This is a genomic window from Candidatus Methylomirabilota bacterium, assembly GCA_035315345.1.
Taxonomy (GTDB): domain Bacteria; phylum Methylomirabilota; class Methylomirabilia; order Rokubacteriales; family CSP1-6; genus CAMLFJ01.
The window spans coordinates 1-16941 of the sequence record DATFYA010000109.1 but is presented as its reverse complement, the minus strand read 5'-3'; the positions used below and the strand labels follow the sequence as shown (position 1 = coordinate 16941).

Here is a 16941-nt window from a genome sequence, read left to right as displayed (position 1 = left end):
ATCGGAGGTCTTCCATGGCAACTGAGCTCAAGAAGTTCTCGGAAGCATACGCCACCATGACCGTGGCCGCCTATGAGCCGCTGATCTTTCTCCGGTGGGTCTCCCTCTATCATGTGCGGGTGCTTGCCAATACCCTGGCCTGGCGCTACTCCAAGGCCAAGGCGATTCATTTCGATCCGGCGCACCCGACCGCCATCTCGCTCTCTACCAGCATTCGGCGGGGCCTACCGCGGAACATCGACGTCGATTTCAAGCGGGTCGATCGGCCGACCGCCTACGTGGACCAGGCCGGGAACCCGGTCAGCTCGGAAGGCGTCACGCCGGTTCACGTCCCCGGCTATCCCGACGCGGTGCTCGCGGGCAACCAGGTGATCCTTCGCGGGCTGACGGCGTCCGACCCGGCGGGGTTCGAAAGATCCCCGGCCGGCGCCGGCCTGGAGGCCGGCGGCAAGGTCAGGTTTTCGGCCCGGGCATGGTCATCGGCGCTGGCGCGCGCCGGGGCCGTCGGACAGGTCCTCAAGTCGATTCCCACCCTCGTGGGGGCGAGGCTCGGCTCGGTCGACAAGAGCTTCAAGTTCGCCGACGTTCGCGATCGCCTTCAGAACAACCTGGTGGCGGCCGCCCGGGAATGGGTCGCCCACCCGGGCGGGTCTCTCGCGGACGTCATGGGCAAGGTCACCGCGATCGACAACGTCGTCTTCCCCCACTTCTGGCCGGGCGCCTTCCTGGAGCAGGCGCTTTCACCCATCGGCATCGCCCACTACTACCGTCAGCTCTACTTCAACGGCGAGGAAGGTGTGGGCCCCCTCGAGGAGGCGTTCACCATCGCGCCCCTCGAGACCCTGGAGGTCGTGTACCAGACCGTGCGCCGGCAAATCCACGAGGAGGTGCTCGAGCAAGGCCTCGAGATCGTGAGCGAGGCGGCGACGGAGGAGAAGAACCTCGACGAGGTCTCCGACAAGGTCTCCTCGATGATCCAGCAGGATACCTCGGCGGCCATGTCGGCGACCGCCTCGGGCGGCACGCCCGTCTTTCAATTCGGCGCGTCCGCGAGCGCGAGCTTCGCGGTGTCGTCGCAGCGTGGCCAGGAGCTCTCCACGCGCCGCCTGAAGGAAGTCACCAAGCGTGCGTCGGAGCGGATCACCAAGACGTTCTCGATCAAGACCCGCGACATCGAGGACGTCACCACCACCAACCTCACGCGGCGGGTGATCAAGAACGACTCGGAGCACCCGGTCAGCTACGGGCTCCGGCGCGTCTTGCGGCGCGTGAAGGTGAAGGTCCAGGACCTGGGCCCGCGCCTGGTCTGGCAGCTCTACCTGAGGAACCCCGGAGAGGGACTCGCGCGCAGCCGATTCGTGCACTTTCGCGAGGCCGAGCCGATCGCGGTGCCCGAGATTCCCCCCGGGGTACCCCCGCGGCCCAAGGGCGGCACCGATACCGGGTCCGTGCAGACCGATCTGCGCTGGAACGCCGAGAAGCAGACCTACTTCGTCGCGATCCCCGTGAACCCCGGGCCCGACCGCGTCGTGACCGCGGTGCGCATCGACACCATCTCCGACCTCGAAGGCGGCGGGAAGGACGATCCGGCCCCCTCGGCCCGCAACGATGTCGATCTCGGCCCGCCCACCTACGACGCGGGCACCAATACCTTCACGGCCTACATCGCGGTGCTGGAAGGCGACGCGGCCAGCGTGCAGGTGAACTACAGCTATTCGTGGGATCCCTCGCAGGCGGTGCTGGACGACTGGGAGAAGCTCCGCCAGGACGCGGTCAACAAGCTCCAGGAAGAGGAGCTGAACAAGCAGTTCGAGCAGCAGAAGACTCTCATCACCGAGCGCAGCAAGATCAAGTCCCGGCCCGCCAACGACCTTCGCAAGGAAGAACGGTACGAGGTGATGAACCGGATGGTCTCCCACCTGTTCGGCCGCGGCGACAGCCCCTCCGAGCCCACCCCGCTCGAGATCGAATCGTTCCACCGGTTCTTCGACATCGACGGCATCTTCGTCTACAACCACCCCTCCTGGTGGCGGCCGCGCTACGCGTCCAAGGTCGGCTTCGACCGGCCCGCCTACGAGATCACCGCCGAATCCGAGCCCGCCCCGCTCGGCAGCTCCCTCGGGTGGATCATCCAGCTCGACGGCGATCGACGGCGCAACGAGTTCCTGAACAGTCCCTGGGTCCGAATCTGTACGCCCATGCGACCCGGGCGCGAGCGAGAAGCCATCCAGTGGCTGGCCCGCCACGTCGAGGGAGACGTTGGCTTCAACACCGGCGCGGGGCCGCTCAAGGAGCTGCTCGACCAGATCGAGGCCTACCGCGCGCGGGAGGGCAAGCTCGGCCTCAACGGAGCCGATTACGTGAAGGTCGACTCCACTCCGGGCGCCCCGGCCGACCCGGCCACGCCGGAAGGCGTCTATCCCGTGATCGAGGAATTCGACGTGACGATGCCCACGGACGGCTTCGTCTACGACGAGCTGACCGTCGTGACCAGCTAGCCCGTGGCCGATGAGCCAGGTCGTCATCGTCGCCTTCGGCTGCGAGATCCGTGACTTTCACTACAACACCAAGGCGGTGAAGCTGCTGAACGACCGCGCCAAGGTCAAGAAGCCGGACGTGTGGCTCTTCCAGGACAAGGCCAAGGGTCTCGATTTCGAGATCCGCGTCGTGTACACCAAAGCCGAGTTCGCGGCGGCCCTCGATCTCGACGAGGCCATCGTGGTCTACAATGGTCACTCGCGATTCGGCCAGGGGCCGGCCTTCGGCCCCGCGCGCCTGTCCCATTGTCCGGACGTGCAGGCCTTCCCGGTCAATCCCTGGGAAGACCACTACCGGATGGGTTACGACGCCATCGAGATCCCGTGCATCGAGGACATCTTCGAGCACTGCACCAATCCTGCCGAGATCGCCAAGGGCAAGCCCAAGGCCGATCTCTTCGTCGCCGCCCACGTTCGGCGGCTCCTCGACCGGGCGTTGCGGAAGGGCGCCGGATGCCAGACGGCGGGGGCCCGCCGGTCACTGCTCAAGTGCTTCCCCAAGGTCGCGTCCCAGACCAACGGCCGCGGCGTGCAATCCCTGAAGACGCGAGACTTCTGGTTCACGACCGACAAGGACACCGAGTTCCATACGATCGTCAACGTGGGCTCGAAAGATCTCGCGACGGCCACTCTCAAATGCAAGCTCCTGTTCATGAACTCGTGCTCGAGCAAGGTCCACTTCTACCGCGCCCTGAAGCGGCGGAAGCGCGAGGCGAAGTCCCGGTGCGCGTTCTACATGACCCACGAGGTGTGCCCGGGGGACACCACCACGATCTTCCTCCGTCTCCTCATGGACGGCCACGACCCGCTCACCAGGAAAGGCAAGCGCAAGTTCGTGAAGGAGATGAACGGCGATCCGGGCGCAGGCAATGTCGAGTTCCTCCTGTAGGAGCGGCCGGTGCCGATCGACCGGGCCCTGATCGGCGGTCTCCTGGCGGACTCCCGCATCGAGGACTTCGAGCAGAGCCCCGTCTTCACCTCGCAGATCCAGGACCGGCCCGAGGCGGCCGCCATCCTGCTCGACATCATGCGCAACGATTCACCCGCCACGGGCGCCCGCGCCCGCGCGATGCTCGCGCTGTTCGACGAGCCCGCCCTCCGGCCCATCGGCGAGGCGCTGGCGCTCCAGGGAGCCGTGTGGCGCCGGTCTCTCTTGAACCTGCTGTGGGCTCTGATCACGACCCACGAGCCCCGGGAGTGGCCGGGGCTCCTCGATCTCGTCGTCACGGACGTGCTGCCCCTCTTCACCGACGAGACCGTGATCCCCGCCGATCTCGAGTCGGGGCTCGAGATCGAATACGAGTACCGCGTCTGCGACGAGGCGTACACGACGTGCCAGCGGCTCCTGCACCCGGACTTCGACGAGAGCCTCTTCCGTGGCCTCGATTTCGACGAGCGCGACGGCGAGATCCGCGTGCTGCAGAGCCGCCTGGCCCGCCCCCTCGCCTAGGCTCGCGGGCGATCGCGCCGGCGCCTACGCGAGGCGCCACCTCGGCGCGGTCCGTCGCCCACCTCGTCGACGATCAGCCGGCTGGCCAGCTCCTCGCCGGTTGCGCGGTCATGACACTTCCCGCCAATCGCTCACGCGCACGTCCTACGGTCGCTCGCGAGCGCGGTCGCACCGGCGTGACGCTCGAGCCGTCTTCCCCTTTGACGCGACCAGACAACTCCCGGCGCCGCCGCTGAGCGGACACACCGCCTCCTCCGTACCGCTCGACGCAATCGTGTCGTTCGCCCGCGGGTGGCGGTATGATCCAAGGACGCTGGTCATCGACGATGGCAGTTCTGCACGGCAACGATCGCAACGAACCGAACGACACTGACGTGACCGCCGGCGGCGCCGGCGGCCCCGCGGCCGATCCCGCGAAGCCCTATCCATCCGTCACCGACGTCGGCCACCGCTACCAGCCGATCAAGTCCCTCGGCGGCACTCCCGGAGACGTCCTCTACCTCGCCCGGGACCGGCAGACCGGTGCCCTCGTCGAGGTCAGGGTGTTCACCGGCGACCGCGGAGCCGACGGTGATCTCGTCGGCGCGCTCCGGCACCTCGCGGCCCGCGCCGCGAGGGTCTCCGAGCAGTGCCCGGGCATCGCCACGCTCTCGGAATGCGAGCGCGCGGGCGGCGTCGGGGTCGCCCTGGCCATGGCCCACCACGAGGGAACCACGCTGCGAGAGGCGATCCGCGGGAGCGGGGGACTGCATCCCGAGCGCGCGCTCCCCCTCGCGGTCAAGATCGCCGAGATCCTCCAGCGGGCCCACGCCTGCGGCCTGGTCCACGGAGGACTACGGCCGGACAACGTGCTGCTCACGGGCCCCGGGCCGACGGTGTTGCTGACCCAGTACGGCATCGACCGCATCCTCGCCCGATGGACCGCCTTGCGACAGCGCAAGGGCAGCGCCGTCACGACTCACACGGTCTACGACGCCCCCGAGCAGGTCCACGGTGAGATGACGGAGCGAGGCGACGTCTACGCGTTCGGCGCCATCCTCTACGAGATGCTCGCCGGCTCGTTCCCGCGAACCGGCATCGCCCCCATTCGTCGCGGCCATCTGGAGCGGCTCGCCAAGCGCCGGCCCGGCATCACGCCGGGTCTCGAGCGCATCGTCACCCGGACGCTTCAGCTCAAGCCCGAACGGCGGCCGGATCTCGCGGCGCTGTGCGAGGACCTGCGAGCCGAGATCGCCGGAGGGCCGCCGAAGCGGCGGCACCGCCGTCCGGTCGTGGGCCGGTGGGCACCGGCGCGGAAGGCAAGCCTCATGGCCGGGGGACTCATCGTCGCGCTCGGGCTGGCGATCTGGGCGACCCAGGCCTACCTGGCGCCGCGCGATCCGCGTTGGGCGTTGCCGTGGTTCCCGTTCGCGCCCGCCGACTCCGGCACGCCTGCCGCCCCGGTCCCGACGGTGCCCATCGCCACTCCGCCGCCCGCCGCGAGTCCACCGGCTCGCCCCAATCCATCGGCGCCCGCGGCCCCGCCGGCCGTCGCGAGTCCTCTCGTCGAGACGCCGTCTCCGCCGCACGCCGACGCGGTCACCAGCGCTCCTCCGTCCTCGGCCCCGCGTGGCGAGGAGAAAACTCCCCCGCCCGCGCCATCTCCGGCCACGACGCGGCCCAGGCCGCTCGCGCCGCGAGTCGATGCGCGCCGCGAGCCGGCAACCGCGCGTCCCGGAGACGCCGCGCCGGCGGAGCGCCCGAGCGCACCGAACCCGCCGGAGCCCGTCCGCACCGCCCCCCGGAGCAGCGAAGACCCGGGCGCCGTCATCGATTGGCTGCTGAACGAAGGGCGGCAACGGCATTGAACGACCCGCATATCTCGGGCCCACCGCCGCGGTTCCATCGCGGCTGATGGAGCGACTGCCGCTGCCTTGACAATGGTCGGGCCAGTAGAGTAATCGGTCTGACCAATGACCTCTCACCGCATCTTCGAAGGCGTCGTCCAGGACCTCCGCGTCGCGATCGCGCAGGGGCGCATCGCTCCCGGTGAGCGCCTGCCCACCGAGCGCGCGCTCGCCCAGCAGTTCCGGGTGAGCCGGGCCTCGGTGCGCGAGGCCGTCCGGATCCTCGAGCTGTTCGGGCTCGTGACGGTGCGGCGCGGACGCGCCGGCGGCGTGGTGACCACGCCCCACTGCACCGAGATCGCCCGCGACTCGTTCGCGTCGCTCCAGCCCCTCGGGCGGCACGGCTTCCAGCATTCCCTCGAATTCCGCCGCATCATCGAGCCGAAGGTGGCCGAGCTGGCCGCGCAGCGGGCGACCGACGACCACCTGAACACGCTGCACAAGACCATCCGCATGCTGGAGGAGCACCCCGACTCGACCGAAGCCTTCGTGGAGAGCAACCGGCTCTTCCACCAGACCCTGGCCCAGGCCAGCGGCAACCCCTACGTCCAGGGATTCCTGCCCGACTTCTTCGCCACCGAGGTCATGAGCCACGCCGCCGGCACCGCGGGCCCGGTCCAGCGGTCGTTCGCCCGGTTCTTCCACGGCAAGATCGCCGACGCGGTGGCGCGGCACGACGGCAAGGAGGCCGCGGTCTGGATGGAGGCGCATCTCTCGCAGCTCGAGAGCGACTTCCTCCGCTCCGCCGAGGTCGAGCGGGTCGACGGTGCGGCCCCCTCGCCGCCCGCGCGGCCGCGGCGCCGCCCGGGCCGGACGCGGCCGCATCGAGCGCGCGGTCGATGATCGAGCACCTCACTCACCAGGAGGACGAACGCATGGCGTCGCATCGCAAGACGATCGCACTCGTCGTACTGACGTTCGGCACCGCCGTCGCCCTCCTGGGCTCGGCGGTGGCGGCCGTCGCCCAGCCCAAGATCGGGGTGCTGATGCCGCTGTCGGGCAAGGGGGCCTCCTACGGGGCCCACCAGCAGGTGGCGATCAGGATGTTCCAGGACAAGGGCGAGGCGCTGAAGCTCGTCATCTATGACACCCGCGGCGAGAACACGGACGCGATCAACCTCACCCGCAAGCTGATCGGCAGCGACCAGGTGCTGGCGATCGTGGGGCCGCTCTTCAGCGGCGAGTCCGAGGTGACCTTCCCGGTCGCGGTCCAGGGCAAGACGCCGATCATCACCCCGACCTCGGCCAAGCCCGGCATCGCGGCGGCCAACCGGCCCTGGGCCTTCCGCAACGCGCTGACCTCCGACAAGCTCGACGGCGCCCTGATCGATCGCTGGCTCGCCGCCAACCCGGGGGTGAAGAAGGTCGTGATCTTGCTCGACACCAAGGACGCGGTCTCGAAGTCGGACGGCAGCGTGGTGCTGCCCGCCGCGCTGAAGAGCCGCGGCATCACCGTGCTCGACTCCATTTCGTTTCAGACTGGCGACATCGACTACTCGGCTCAGGTCACCAAGGCCAAGAGCCTCAATCCGGACGGGGTGGTCGTGGCCGCGCTCTACAACGAGGGCGCCAACGTGGTGCGCGAGGTGCGCAAGCAGGGTATGACCCAGCCCATCGTGGCCGGGCTCGGGGTGATGGACCCGCGCTTCATCGAGCTGGCCGGCCCCGCCGCCGAGGGAGTCATGACCGTCAACGACTTCTGGACCGACAACCCGGATCCGGCGGTGGCCCGCTGGGTGGCCGATTACAAGAAGCGCTCCCCCACCCCGCCCAGCAACGCGGCCGCCCTCATGTACGACACCCTCGACATCGTGCGGAGCTGCGCCGAGAAGAGCGGGCTCAGCGGCAAGCCCGACGACCTCGAGAAGGACCGCGAGCGGATGCGCGACTGCCTGGCCAGGGTGAAGGACTACAAGGCCCCGGTGACCGGCGCCACCACCTTCGACGAGCACGGCGACGCGGTCCGCCAGCCGGTGGTGCTGGTCGTGCGCCAGGGCAGGTTCGAGTCGGTCCGGTAGCGCCCGGTGCTGCTCCAGCAGCTCGTCAACGGGCTGATGCTCGGCAGCACCTACTCGCTCATCGCCATCGGCTACGCCCTGATCTTCGGCGTGCTCGGGCTCGTGCACCTGGCCCACGGCGAGGTGTTCATGATGGGCGCGCTGATCGGGCTGCAGCTCGTGCTGTGGCTGCACGCGGGGCCGGCGGTGGCCCTGGTCGGCGCGCTGCTCGGCACCGCGCTGCTGGGCATCATCATCGAGCTGACCGCGTTCCGTCCCATCCGGGCGCGTCACGGGCCCGTGTTCGCTCCGATGGTCAGCACCATCGGGGTCGGGCTCGTCCTGCAGGAGGTCGCCACCAAGGCGTTCGGGGGCGAGCAGGTCGGGTTTCCGCACCGGCTCGAGCCGGTCACCTGGCACGTGGGCCCGATCACGATCAGCTCGGTGCAGCTCCTGATCCTGGGCGTCTCGCTGGCCCTGATGGTCGCGCTGCACCTCTGGGTGACCCGCACCCGCATGGGCATGGCCATGCGCGCGAGCGCGGAGAGCACCCTGACCGCGCGGCTGCTCGGCATCTCCACCGACCGCGTGATCCTGGTGACCTTCGCGGTGGCCTCGGCGCTGGCCGGCGCGGCCGGGGTGCTGGTCGGCCTCTCGTTCAACGCGATCTCCCCGTTCATGGGCATCGACATGGGAGTGAAGGGCCTCGCGATCATGCTGCTGGGCGGGCTCGGCAACATCTACGGCGCCATGGTCGGCGGCCTGCTGCTGGGCGCGATCGAGGTGCTGAGCGTCGCGTACCTGGCCTCGTCCTACCGCGACGCCTTCGTCTTCGCGGTGATGATCCTAATTTTGTTGTCCCGGCCGCAGGGGCTCTTCGGCGTGGGCCAGGTGCGCTAGGGCGATCCGATGGGCTCGTACTGGGAGTCGGTGCTGATCTTCCTCGGCATCAACACGGTGCTGGCCCTGTCGCTCTACCTGCCCATCTCGGCCGGCCAGCTCTCCCTCGGCCACGGCGGCTTCATGGCCATCGGCGCCTACGTGACCGTGATCTGCACCACGTGGCTCGGCTGGCCGCTCGCGCCCGGGCTCGCCGCCGGCGGACTGGCCGCCGCGATCGCGGGCGCGCTCGTCGGCTTTCCGGCACTGCGCATCCGCGGCATCTACCTGATCATCCTCACGATGGGCTTCGGCGAGATCGTCCGCATCTTCTTCCTCAACTTCGAGCCCACCGGACAGGCCTCCGGGATCGGCGGCATCAAGCCCCTGACCACCCTGCCCCTGGTGACCGTCGTGGCCGCGCTCATGGTCGCCTGCCTGATGCGCTTCCGCGGCTCGCGCATCGGCCGCGCGCTGCGCGCGGTGCAGGAAGACGAGGTGGCGGCCGAGGCGATGGGCGTGAACCTGACCCGCGTGAAGGTCACCGCCTTCGCGCTCGGCGCCCTCGGCGCCGGCATCGGCGGCGGCCTCTACGCGCACCAGGCCCTGTTCATCGACCCCGCCCAGTTCGGCTTCTTCCGTTCCGCCGAGATCTTCCTCATCGTGGTGCTGGGCGGCGTCGGCACCTACTGGGGTCCGGTGGTCGGCGCCGCGGTGGTGACGCTGCTGCCCGAGATGCTGCGCTTCGTGCAGGAGTGGCGGATGACCGTGTTCGGCACGCTGCTGGTCCTCTGCGCGGTGCTGCGGCCCGCCGGCCTCCTCGCGCCCCGCCGCCGCCCGGCCGCGTGAGGCGTCGCCATGCTTCGAGTGGATCGGCTCGCCAAGCGCTTCGGAGGCTACCAGGCCCTGGCCGACGTGGGCCTGGTCGTCGAGCCGGGGAGCGTGCACGCGGTGATCGGGCCCAACGGCGCGGGCAAGACCACCCTGTTCAACGTGATCACCGGCATCCTGCCCCCGACGGCGGGATCGGTCGCGCTGGAGGGACGCGACATCACCGGCTGGCGCGCCGATCGTGTCACCCACGCCGGCATCGCCCGCACCTTCCAGCAGGTGCGTCTTTTCCGGGGCATGAACGCGGTCGAGAACGTCATGGTCGGCCGGCACGCCCGCACCCACGGCGGGTTCGGCGCGGCCCTCGTCCGCCCGCCCTTCCGCGAGCGCGGTGAGGAAGCCGAGACGCGCCGTCGGGCGCGGGAGCTGCTGGAGGTGGTGGGCCTGGCCGCCCGCGCCGACACCTGGGCCGGCGATCTCACCCTGGTCGAGCAGCGGCGCCTCGAGGTGGCGCGGGCCCTGGCCAGCGATCCGCGCCTGCTGCTCCTCGACGAGCCGGCCGGTGGCATGACCCCGGTCGAGGTGGAGGACCTGAACCAGCTCATCCGGAAGATCCGCGAGTCCGGCGTGACCGTGGTCCTGGTCGAGCACCACGTGCGCCTGGTCATGCGTGTCTCGGACGTGGTGACGGTGCTGGACGCGGGCCGCGTCATCGCCACCGGGCCGCCCGACCGGGTCCGCCAGGACCCGCGGGTGATCGCGGCCTACCTGGGACGCGAGGCATGAGCCGGGGGCACGCGGCATGAGCTGGCTCGAGATTCGCGACGTGTCGGTGGCCTACGGGGTCGTCCGCGCGCTCGACGGCGTGAGCCTCTCCGTCGCGGAAGGCGAGATCGTGGCTCTCGTGGGCTCGAACTGCGCGGGCAAGAGCACGCTCATGAAAGCGATCATGGGCGTGGTGCGGCCGAGCCGCGGGGCGATCACGTTTGCGGGCAGCCCGCTCGGCGGCCTCGCGGTGGAGGCGGTGGTGCGCCGGGGCGTGGTCCTGGTGCCCGAGGGGCGCGGCATCCTCGGCACGCTCACGGTGCGGGAGAACCTGCGGCTCGGCGCGTACCAGCGGCGCGACGCCCGGATCGCCGCCGACCTCGATCAGGTCGCGGCGCGCTTCCCGGTGCTGCGGGAGCGGCTCGGGCAGAAGGCGGGCTCGCTCTCGGGCGGCGAGCAGCAGATGCTGGCCATCGCGCGCGCGCTGATGGCCCGGCCGCGCCTGCTCCTGCTCGACGAGCCGTCGCTCGGGCTCGCGCCGGTGGTCATCGCGAGCATCTTCGACATGATCGCGTCGCTCGCCCGGGACGGCGTCACCGTCCTGCTGGTCGAGCAGAACGCGGCCGAGGCGCTGCGCCTCGCCCACCGCGCCTACGTCCTCGAGACCGGACGCGTGGTGCTGGAGGGCAAGGCCTCCGACCTGCTACAGCACGAGCGCGTGCGCGAGGCCTATCTGGGCGCGTGACGCGGCCCACGGAGGAATCCCCATGAACCCGACCGAGATGCGATCGCTCATTCCCGCGCTGGGGCTGCCCGAGTACTGGTACCCGGCCCTGCCCGAATCGTCCGTTCCCCGCACCCGGCCCGCCGGCCTCAGGATCATGGGCGAGGAGATCGCCTTCTTCCGCGACAAGGACGGGACGGTCATCGCGATCGCCGACGTCTGCCCGCACCGCGGCGGATCGTTGAGGCGCGGCGACTGCCACTACCCCGGCACCATCGCCTGCCCGTACCACGGCTGGGTGTTCGACGCGCGGGGCGAGTGCGTGGCGGTCCTCTCCGAGGGCCCGGACAGCCGGATCCCGGGCAAGGTCCGGAGCCGCATCTTCCCCACCCGGACGGTGAAGGGCATGGTCTTCGTCTGGATGGGCAAGGGCGCGCCCGCGCCGATCGAGGAGGACGTACCGCCCGAGTTCTTCGAGGGCGAGGACACGCTGGTGATGTCCGCCACCCGCTACTGGCCGGTGAACTGGCGGGTCGCACTCGAGAATGCGCTCGACTCCCATGTCATGTACGTGCACCGCAACGCGCTGCTGCAGCTGATGGAGCCCATCTTGCAGTTCGGGCCGGCCGGCTATCGGCCGCGCATCGTCAACGGCCGGTCCGCGCTGGGCTACATCCCCGACGACGAGGCGCCGCGGCCGGCCCGCGAGTACTACCCCGGCGTCGACGGTCACTGGCCGAAGACGCAGTGGCGACGGCTCTGGCTGTGGGCCTTCGCCTGGCGCCTGCGACGCCGGGTCACGCGCCGGCCGTTCAACCCCGACGAGGAATGGGGCATGCACACCTTCATCGACGGCAAGCGCGTCCGCTCGGGCGGACATCACCTGCCCAGCATGTTCCGCTTCGACTTCGGCACCCACATGTACACGCGGGCCTGCGTGCCGGTCGACGAGCAGCTCACGCGGGTCATCTACTACCACGCGGTGCGCCGCCGGACCGCCATCGGCCGCGCCCTCGCCCGGCTGTTCTTCGTCACCTTCCAGAACTGGGCGATGAACGCCAACTTCTCCGATCAGGACTACCGGGTGATGGCCCCCCAGCGCTACGACACCGCCGAGAAGCTCTCCGGCACCGACGCCGAGGTGATCGCGTGGCGGCGCCTGCTGCTGAGCGCGCGGGGCATGCCGGCGCGCGGAGACCTGGGCGCCATCGACGACATCCGCGACGAGAGCGTCGCCGGCCTCGGGCCGAACGCGACCTCGCGATGAGCGCGGCAGTGGACATGGACGAGACGACCGTTCCGGTCGCCAAGGCTCCGCCTGGACCGGCTCAGAAGGAAGCGCTCGATCGCGCGCTGGCCCAGGTGGACGAACGCGCGTTGCTCCAGCTCGCCATGCGGATGATCGAGATCCCGAGCCCGACCGGCGGGGAGGGACCGCTGGCTCGCTACCTGGAAGAGGAGCTGCGCGCCCGCGGCTTCGCCACCGCCTACCACGAGATCACCGAGCAGCGGGGCAACACCATCGCGCGGTTGACGGGCGACGGCACCGGGGCCGACCTCATGCTGTACGGCCACCTCGACACCACCTTCACCGGCGACGAGCGCGAGGACTACCCGTGCGTGGGCCCGGTCGACCGGCCCGATCTGAAGCCGCGGGCCACCCTGCGCGACGGGCTCCTCACCGGCCTCGGCATCTCCAACCCCAAGGGCGGCGCGGCCTGCGCCATCGCGGCCGCCGATGCGGTGCGCCGCGCCGGCGTGCCGCTCCGGGGCGACCTGATCATCGCGCTCGTGGTGGGCGGCATCCACAAGCGGCCGACCGCCGGGCTCCACCGCGACTTCCGCGGCCCGGCCTATCAGGGCTTCGGCGTCGGCTGCGAGCACATGCTGAAGCACGGGATCCGCGCCGACCTGGCGATCAGCACCAAGCCCGGCTACGCGGTGGTCTGGGAGGAGCCGGGCCAGTGCTGGTTCACGATCCGCGTGAAGGGATCGCTCTGCTACTCGGGCATGCGCCAGTTCCAGGGCACGCGCAACCCGCTCGTGGACGCGGCGCGCCTGGTCGAGGCGCTCGAGGCATGGTTCCCCGAGTACACGAAGCGGCACACCCGCGGCCAGCTCGCCCCCCAGGGCGCGGTCGGCGCCATCGAGGGAGGCTGGCCCTTCAAGCCCGAGTTCATTCCGGGGATCTGCCACATCTATCTCGACCTCCGCACGAATCCCCACCAGACCATGCTCTCGGTCAAGCGCGAGCTCGACGAGTTCATGGCCGGCTTCCTCCGCGCGCACCCGGAGATGGATCTCGACTGGGAGATGACGCTCTCCGTCCCCGGCTCGCGCACCGACCCGCGCAGCTGGGTCATCCAGAGCTGCCTGCGGGCGTGGGAGGCAGTGGAGGGCCGTCCGCACGCCTTCGTGCGCGACCAGAGCGGCACCACCGACGGCAACGTGCTGCGCAACGCGGGCATTCCCACCGCGCGCTTCGGCCTGCCCGGGCTCATGAACCCGGAAGCGGGCTGGCCGCCGAGCTTCGACGCCTGTCGCGTGGAGTCGATGCAGCGCCTCACCCGCGCCTACGTGCACGCCATCCTCGACACGTGCACCCGGCCGCGCGAGGAGATCGTGGCCCGATGACGCGGCCGGCCCGCCCGAGGCTCCATGCATAGCCCATCCGTCACGTTCGCCGGTCTGCCGGGCGCGGCAGTCGCGCGGCCCGGCCAGATCGCCGTGCTCGGCGTCGACCACGCCACGCCGTACGACGCGGGCAAGCCGAGTCACTCCGCCGGCGCGCCCGCGGCCCTCCGCGCCGCCCTCTCCGGATACAACCGCCTCCCCGACCACTACGACTTCGACATCGGCGGCCTGCGGCCCGACACCGCCGTCGATTGTGGCGACGTGCCCGGCGATCCCGCGGATCCGCCGGGCAACCGCGACGCGATCACGCGAGCGGTTCGCGCGCTGCTCGACGCGGGCGCCATCCCGGTCGTGCTCGGCGGCGACGACTCGGTGCCGATCCCGATGTTCCGCGCCTTCGAGCATCGCGGACCGTTGACCGTCGTGCAGATCGACGCCCATCTCGACTGGCGCGACGAGGTCCGCGGCGAGCGATACGGCTGGAGCAGCCCGATGCGCCGCGCCTCCGAGATGCCGTGGATCCGCGGCATGGTCCAGGTCGGCCTGCGCGGGGTCGGCAGTGCCCGCGCGGCGGAGGTCGCGGACGCTCGCGCGTGGGGATCGCGTCTCGTTCCGGCGGCGGACGTGCACCGACACGGCATCGCGCGCGCCCTCGATCTGGTGGAGGCAGACGCCAACTGCCTGGTGACGCTCGACTGTGACGGCATGGACCCGTCGGTCTTCCCGGCGGTGGCCGCGCCGGTGCCGGGCGGGCTGCTCTACTGGCAGGTGCTCGAGCTGCTCACCGGCCTCGCCGCGAAGTGTCGCATCGCGGGATTCGATCTCGTGGAGTACATGCCGGCGCGGGACCCCACCGGCATGGCGGCGCTGACCGGGGCGCGCCTCGTGTGCAACGCGATCGCGGCGATCGCGGCGTCGCAGACGCGACGGTAGGCGCGGTACCCGCCTAGAACTCCCGCAGGTGCTCCCGCAGCGTCGCGCCGGTGTACTCGGTGCGCACCGCGCCCCGCTGCTGGAGCAGCGGGATGACCTGCTCCACGAACGGCCCGACGTAGCCCGGCCAGATGCCCTGCCGGATGGCGAAGCCGTCGCCGCCCACCGCGTCGATGGTCCGCGCCAGCTCGTCGGCGACGCGCTCCGGCCCGCCGATGTAGGGCTTGGAGTCGATGCTGACCTTGCGGGTGGCGATGTCCCGCAGCGTCGGCGTCCGACCGGACATGTAGAAGCGGTCGAGCTGGCTGCGAATGCCCTGGATGGCCCGTGTCTGGATCGCGCCGGGCAGCGGCTGGTCGAGGTCGTAGGTCGACAGGTCCATCTGGAGCATGGTCGACAGCGACGCCAGCCCGGCCTCCACCGGCGCCCTGGCGTACAGCTCGTCGGCGTGCCGCTGGGCCGCCTCGTCGGTCTCGCCGATGATCGGCTTGGTCAGGAAGAAGACCTTGCAGTCGTCCGGATCGCGTCCCTGCTTCTTCACCCGGGCCTTGAACGCGTCGTAGTACTGCTTCATCTCGTCCACCGTCTCGCGGGAGACGATGATGGCCTCGGCGTGGCGCGCCGCGAAGTCCTGGCCGCGGTCCGAGGCGCCGGCCTGGATGATGACGGGACGCCCCTGCGGCGACGGGGTGGCGTTCAGCGGGCCCCGAGAGCGGTAGTACGTCCCCTCGAACGCGATGGGATGCACCTTCGCGGGATCGGCGAAGGTATCGGTGCGCTGGTCCATGACCACCGCGTCGGGGTCCCAGCTCGACCAGAGCCGGTAGCAGAGCTCCATGTACTCGTCGGCCCGATCGTAGCGCTGGTCGTGGTCGAGCAGCTCCTTGTACCCGAAGTTCAGCGCCTCCTCGACCTTGTAGGACGTCACCACGTTCCAGGCGGCGCGGCCGCGGCTCAGGTGGTCGAGGGTCGTCATCAGGCGGGCCAGCAGGAACGGCGGGTAGAACGTCGTCGACAGCGTGGCCGCGAGGCCGATGCGGCGCGTGGCCGCGGCCATGATGGCCACGAGGGGGCCCGGATCGTGGAAGGGCGCGTGCTCGGCGTAGCGCAGGTAGGCGTCCATCCGTCCCTGGTAGGTCCCGGGCACCGCGAGGCTGTCCCCCAGCATGATCAGATCGAACTTGGCCCGCTCGAGCGCGACGGCCATCTCCTGCCACAGCTCCGGCCGGGTCCACTCGTAGCCGTTGGTCCGGGGTCCCGACCAGCCGTCGAGGCCGAAGCCCGCATGGGGGTTGAACGCGCAGAACCACATCAGGTGCATTCTCGTCATCGCCGCGCTCGCCCTCCGGCCCTTCGAGGTGACGGCAGGTACGCCGGTGATACGGCCTTCAACCGAAGCATGTCAAGTCGCCCGATCGGTCGGCGGCGTCGCGAGACGCGATCCTGTGGCATACTCTGGCGCCACGGAGGTGCTCATGGAGTACTACGACCTCGGCTCCTATGCTCGCCAGATCACCACCACCGCGCCCGAGGCTCAGCTCTGGTTCGACCGCGGCCTCAACTGGCTCTACGGCTTCAACCACGCCGAGGCCATCGCCTGCTTCCAGAAGGCGCTGGAGCACGATCCCGGCTGCGCCATGGCCTACTGGGGCATTTCCTACGCGGCCGGGCCGAACTACAACTTGCCCTGGCACCTCTACGACCCGGCCGGCAAGGCCGCCGCCCTCGCGGCGGCCTACGACGCGATGCAGGGCGCGCTGGCCCGCGTGGAGCGCGCGAGCCCGGTCGAGCAGGCCCTGATCCGCGCCCTGCCCGCGCGCTATCCCCAGCGAGAGCCCATCGAGGACCAGGCGCCCTGGGACGCCGCCTATGCGGACGCCATGCGCCGCGTCTTCCATGCACACCGCGACGACCTCGAGGTGCGCGAGGTCTTCGTCGAGGCGATCCTGAACGTGACGCCCTGGAAGATGTGGGACCTCAAGACCGGCGGCGTCGCCGAGGGCGCGGGCACGCGGGAGGCGATGGACGTGCTGGAGAGCGCCTTCCGCGACTTCCCCGCCGCCTGGGACCACCCGGGACTGCTCCATCTGTACGTCCACCTGATGGAGATGTCGCCGTTTCCGCAGCGGGCCCTGCGGGCCGGAGACCGGCTGCGCGACCTGGTGCCCGACGCCGGTCACCTCATCCACATGCCGACGCACATCGACGTGCTCTGCGGCCACTACCGCGATGTGCTGGTCTACAACCACAAGGCCATCGTGGCCGACCGGAAGTTCCTGGCCCGCGAGGGTGCGCTCAACGTCTA

The 16941-nt window shown here is 70.3% G+C and carries 15 protein-coding genes; 14 read left to right on the top strand and 1 reads right to left on the bottom strand.

Annotated elements, in window-relative coordinates; genetic code table 11:
• Positions 1-14 precede the first annotated feature (14 nt).
• The 13 genes from VKN16_15050 to VKN16_14990 all read left to right on the top strand — a co-directional run bounded on the left by VKN16_15050 (position 15) and on the right by VKN16_14990 (position 14636).
• The gene (locus VKN16_15050) at positions 15-2498 is read left to right on the top strand and encodes a hypothetical protein (protein HME95523.1); all 2484 of its coding nucleotides are present in this window, start codon (positions 15-17) and stop codon (positions 2496-2498) included.
• A 10-nt stretch (positions 2499-2508) separates the two neighbouring features.
• Positions 2509-3426, top strand: a complete 918-nt coding sequence (locus VKN16_15045) for a hypothetical protein (protein ID HME95522.1) — start codon at positions 2509-2511, stop codon at positions 3424-3426.
• A gap of 9 nt (positions 3427-3435) precedes the next feature.
• Positions 3436-3987, top strand: coding sequence for a hypothetical protein (locus VKN16_15040; protein ID HME95521.1), 552 nt, complete (start codon positions 3436-3438; stop codon positions 3985-3987).
• 326 nt (positions 3988-4313) lie between these two features.
• Positions 4314-5834, top strand: a complete 1521-nt coding sequence (locus VKN16_15035) for a protein kinase (protein ID HME95520.1) — start codon at positions 4314-4316, stop codon at positions 5832-5834.
• A gap of 105 nt (positions 5835-5939) precedes the next feature.
• The gene (locus VKN16_15030) at positions 5940-6716 is read left to right on the top strand and encodes a FadR/GntR family transcriptional regulator (protein ID HME95519.1); all 777 of its coding nucleotides are present in this window, start codon (positions 5940-5942) and stop codon (positions 6714-6716) included.
• A gap of 32 nt (positions 6717-6748) precedes the next feature.
• Complete coding sequence (locus VKN16_15025; protein HME95518.1) at positions 6749-7891, top strand: ABC transporter substrate-binding protein; 1143 nt, start codon at positions 6749-6751, stop codon at positions 7889-7891.
• Positions 7892-7897: 6 nt separating this feature from the next.
• Positions 7898-8770, top strand: a complete 873-nt coding sequence (locus tag VKN16_15020) for a branched-chain amino acid ABC transporter permease (GenBank protein HME95517.1) — start codon at positions 7898-7900, stop codon at positions 8768-8770.
• A 9-nt stretch (positions 8771-8779) separates the two neighbouring features.
• Positions 8780-9598 (top strand): branched-chain amino acid ABC transporter permease, encoded by an 819-nt coding sequence (locus VKN16_15015; protein ID HME95516.1) that lies wholly within the window; start codon positions 8780-8782, stop codon positions 9596-9598.
• A gap of 9 nt (positions 9599-9607) precedes the next feature.
• Positions 9608-10366, top strand: coding sequence for an ABC transporter ATP-binding protein (locus tag VKN16_15010; protein HME95515.1), 759 nt, complete (start codon positions 9608-9610; stop codon positions 10364-10366).
• Between the two features lie 16 nt (positions 10367-10382).
• On the top strand, positions 10383-11090 hold the full coding sequence (locus tag VKN16_15005; GenBank protein ID HME95514.1) for an ABC transporter ATP-binding protein: 708 nt from the start codon (positions 10383-10385) through the stop codon (positions 11088-11090).
• 22 nt (positions 11091-11112) lie between these two features.
• Positions 11113-12336, top strand: a complete 1224-nt coding sequence (locus tag VKN16_15000) for a Rieske 2Fe-2S domain-containing protein (GenBank protein ID HME95513.1) — start codon at positions 11113-11115, stop codon at positions 12334-12336.
• Positions 12333-13703 carry a M20/M25/M40 family metallo-hydrolase gene (locus tag VKN16_14995; protein HME95512.1) on the top strand — a complete coding sequence of 457 codons (1371 nt, stop codon included), beginning with the start codon at positions 12333-12335 and terminating at the stop codon, positions 13701-13703. Before VKN16_15000 ends, VKN16_14995 begins: the two co-directional genes overlap by 4 nt.
• A gap of 24 nt (positions 13704-13727) precedes the next feature.
• Entirely contained in the window at positions 13728-14636 is a 909-nt protein-coding gene (locus tag VKN16_14990) for an agmatinase (protein ID HME95511.1), read from the top strand.
• Between the two features lie 13 nt (positions 14637-14649).
• Here VKN16_14990 and VKN16_14985 read toward each other — a convergent pair whose 3' ends face one another.
• Positions 14650-15966 carry an NtaA/DmoA family FMN-dependent monooxygenase gene (locus tag VKN16_14985; protein HME95510.1) on the bottom strand — a complete coding sequence of 439 codons (1317 nt, stop codon included), beginning with the start codon at positions 15964-15966 and terminating at the stop codon, positions 14650-14652.
• Positions 15967-16111: 145 nt separating this feature from the next.
• Here VKN16_14985 and VKN16_14980 point away from each other — a divergent pair.
• Positions 16112-16941: tetratricopeptide repeat protein (locus VKN16_14980; protein ID HME95509.1), on the top strand; the 830-nt coding region annotated here is incomplete at its 3' end.

Coding starts and splice junctions, on each gene's coding strand:
- VKN16_15005 (HME95514.1), top strand. CDS start 10,383: ATGAGCTGGCTCGAGATTCGCGACGTGTCGGTGGCCTACGGGGTCGTC.
- VKN16_15030 (HME95519.1), top strand. CDS start 5,940: ATGACCTCTCACCGCATCTTCGAAGGCGTCGTCCAGGACCTCCGCGTC.
- VKN16_14990 (HME95511.1), top strand. CDS start 13,728: ATGCATAGCCCATCCGTCACGTTCGCCGGTCTGCCGGGCGCGGCAGTC.
- VKN16_15045 (HME95522.1), top strand. CDS start 2,509: ATGAGCCAGGTCGTCATCGTCGCCTTCGGCTGCGAGATCCGTGACTTT.
- VKN16_14995 (HME95512.1), top strand. CDS start 12,333: ATGAGCGCGGCAGTGGACATGGACGAGACGACCGTTCCGGTCGCCAAG.
- VKN16_15025 (HME95518.1), top strand. CDS start 6,749: ATGGCGTCGCATCGCAAGACGATCGCACTCGTCGTACTGACGTTCGGC.
- VKN16_15000 (HME95513.1), top strand. CDS start 11,113: ATGAACCCGACCGAGATGCGATCGCTCATTCCCGCGCTGGGGCTGCCC.
- VKN16_15050 (HME95523.1), top strand. CDS start 15: ATGGCAACTGAGCTCAAGAAGTTCTCGGAAGCATACGCCACCATGACC.
- VKN16_15010 (HME95515.1), top strand. CDS start 9,608: ATGCTTCGAGTGGATCGGCTCGCCAAGCGCTTCGGAGGCTACCAGGCC.
- VKN16_14985 (HME95510.1), bottom strand. CDS start 15,966: ATGACGAGAATGCACCTGATGTGGTTCTGCGCGTTCAACCCCCATGCG.
- VKN16_15035 (HME95520.1), top strand. CDS start 4,314: ATGGCAGTTCTGCACGGCAACGATCGCAACGAACCGAACGACACTGAC.
- VKN16_15015 (HME95516.1), top strand. CDS start 8,780: ATGGGCTCGTACTGGGAGTCGGTGCTGATCTTCCTCGGCATCAACACG.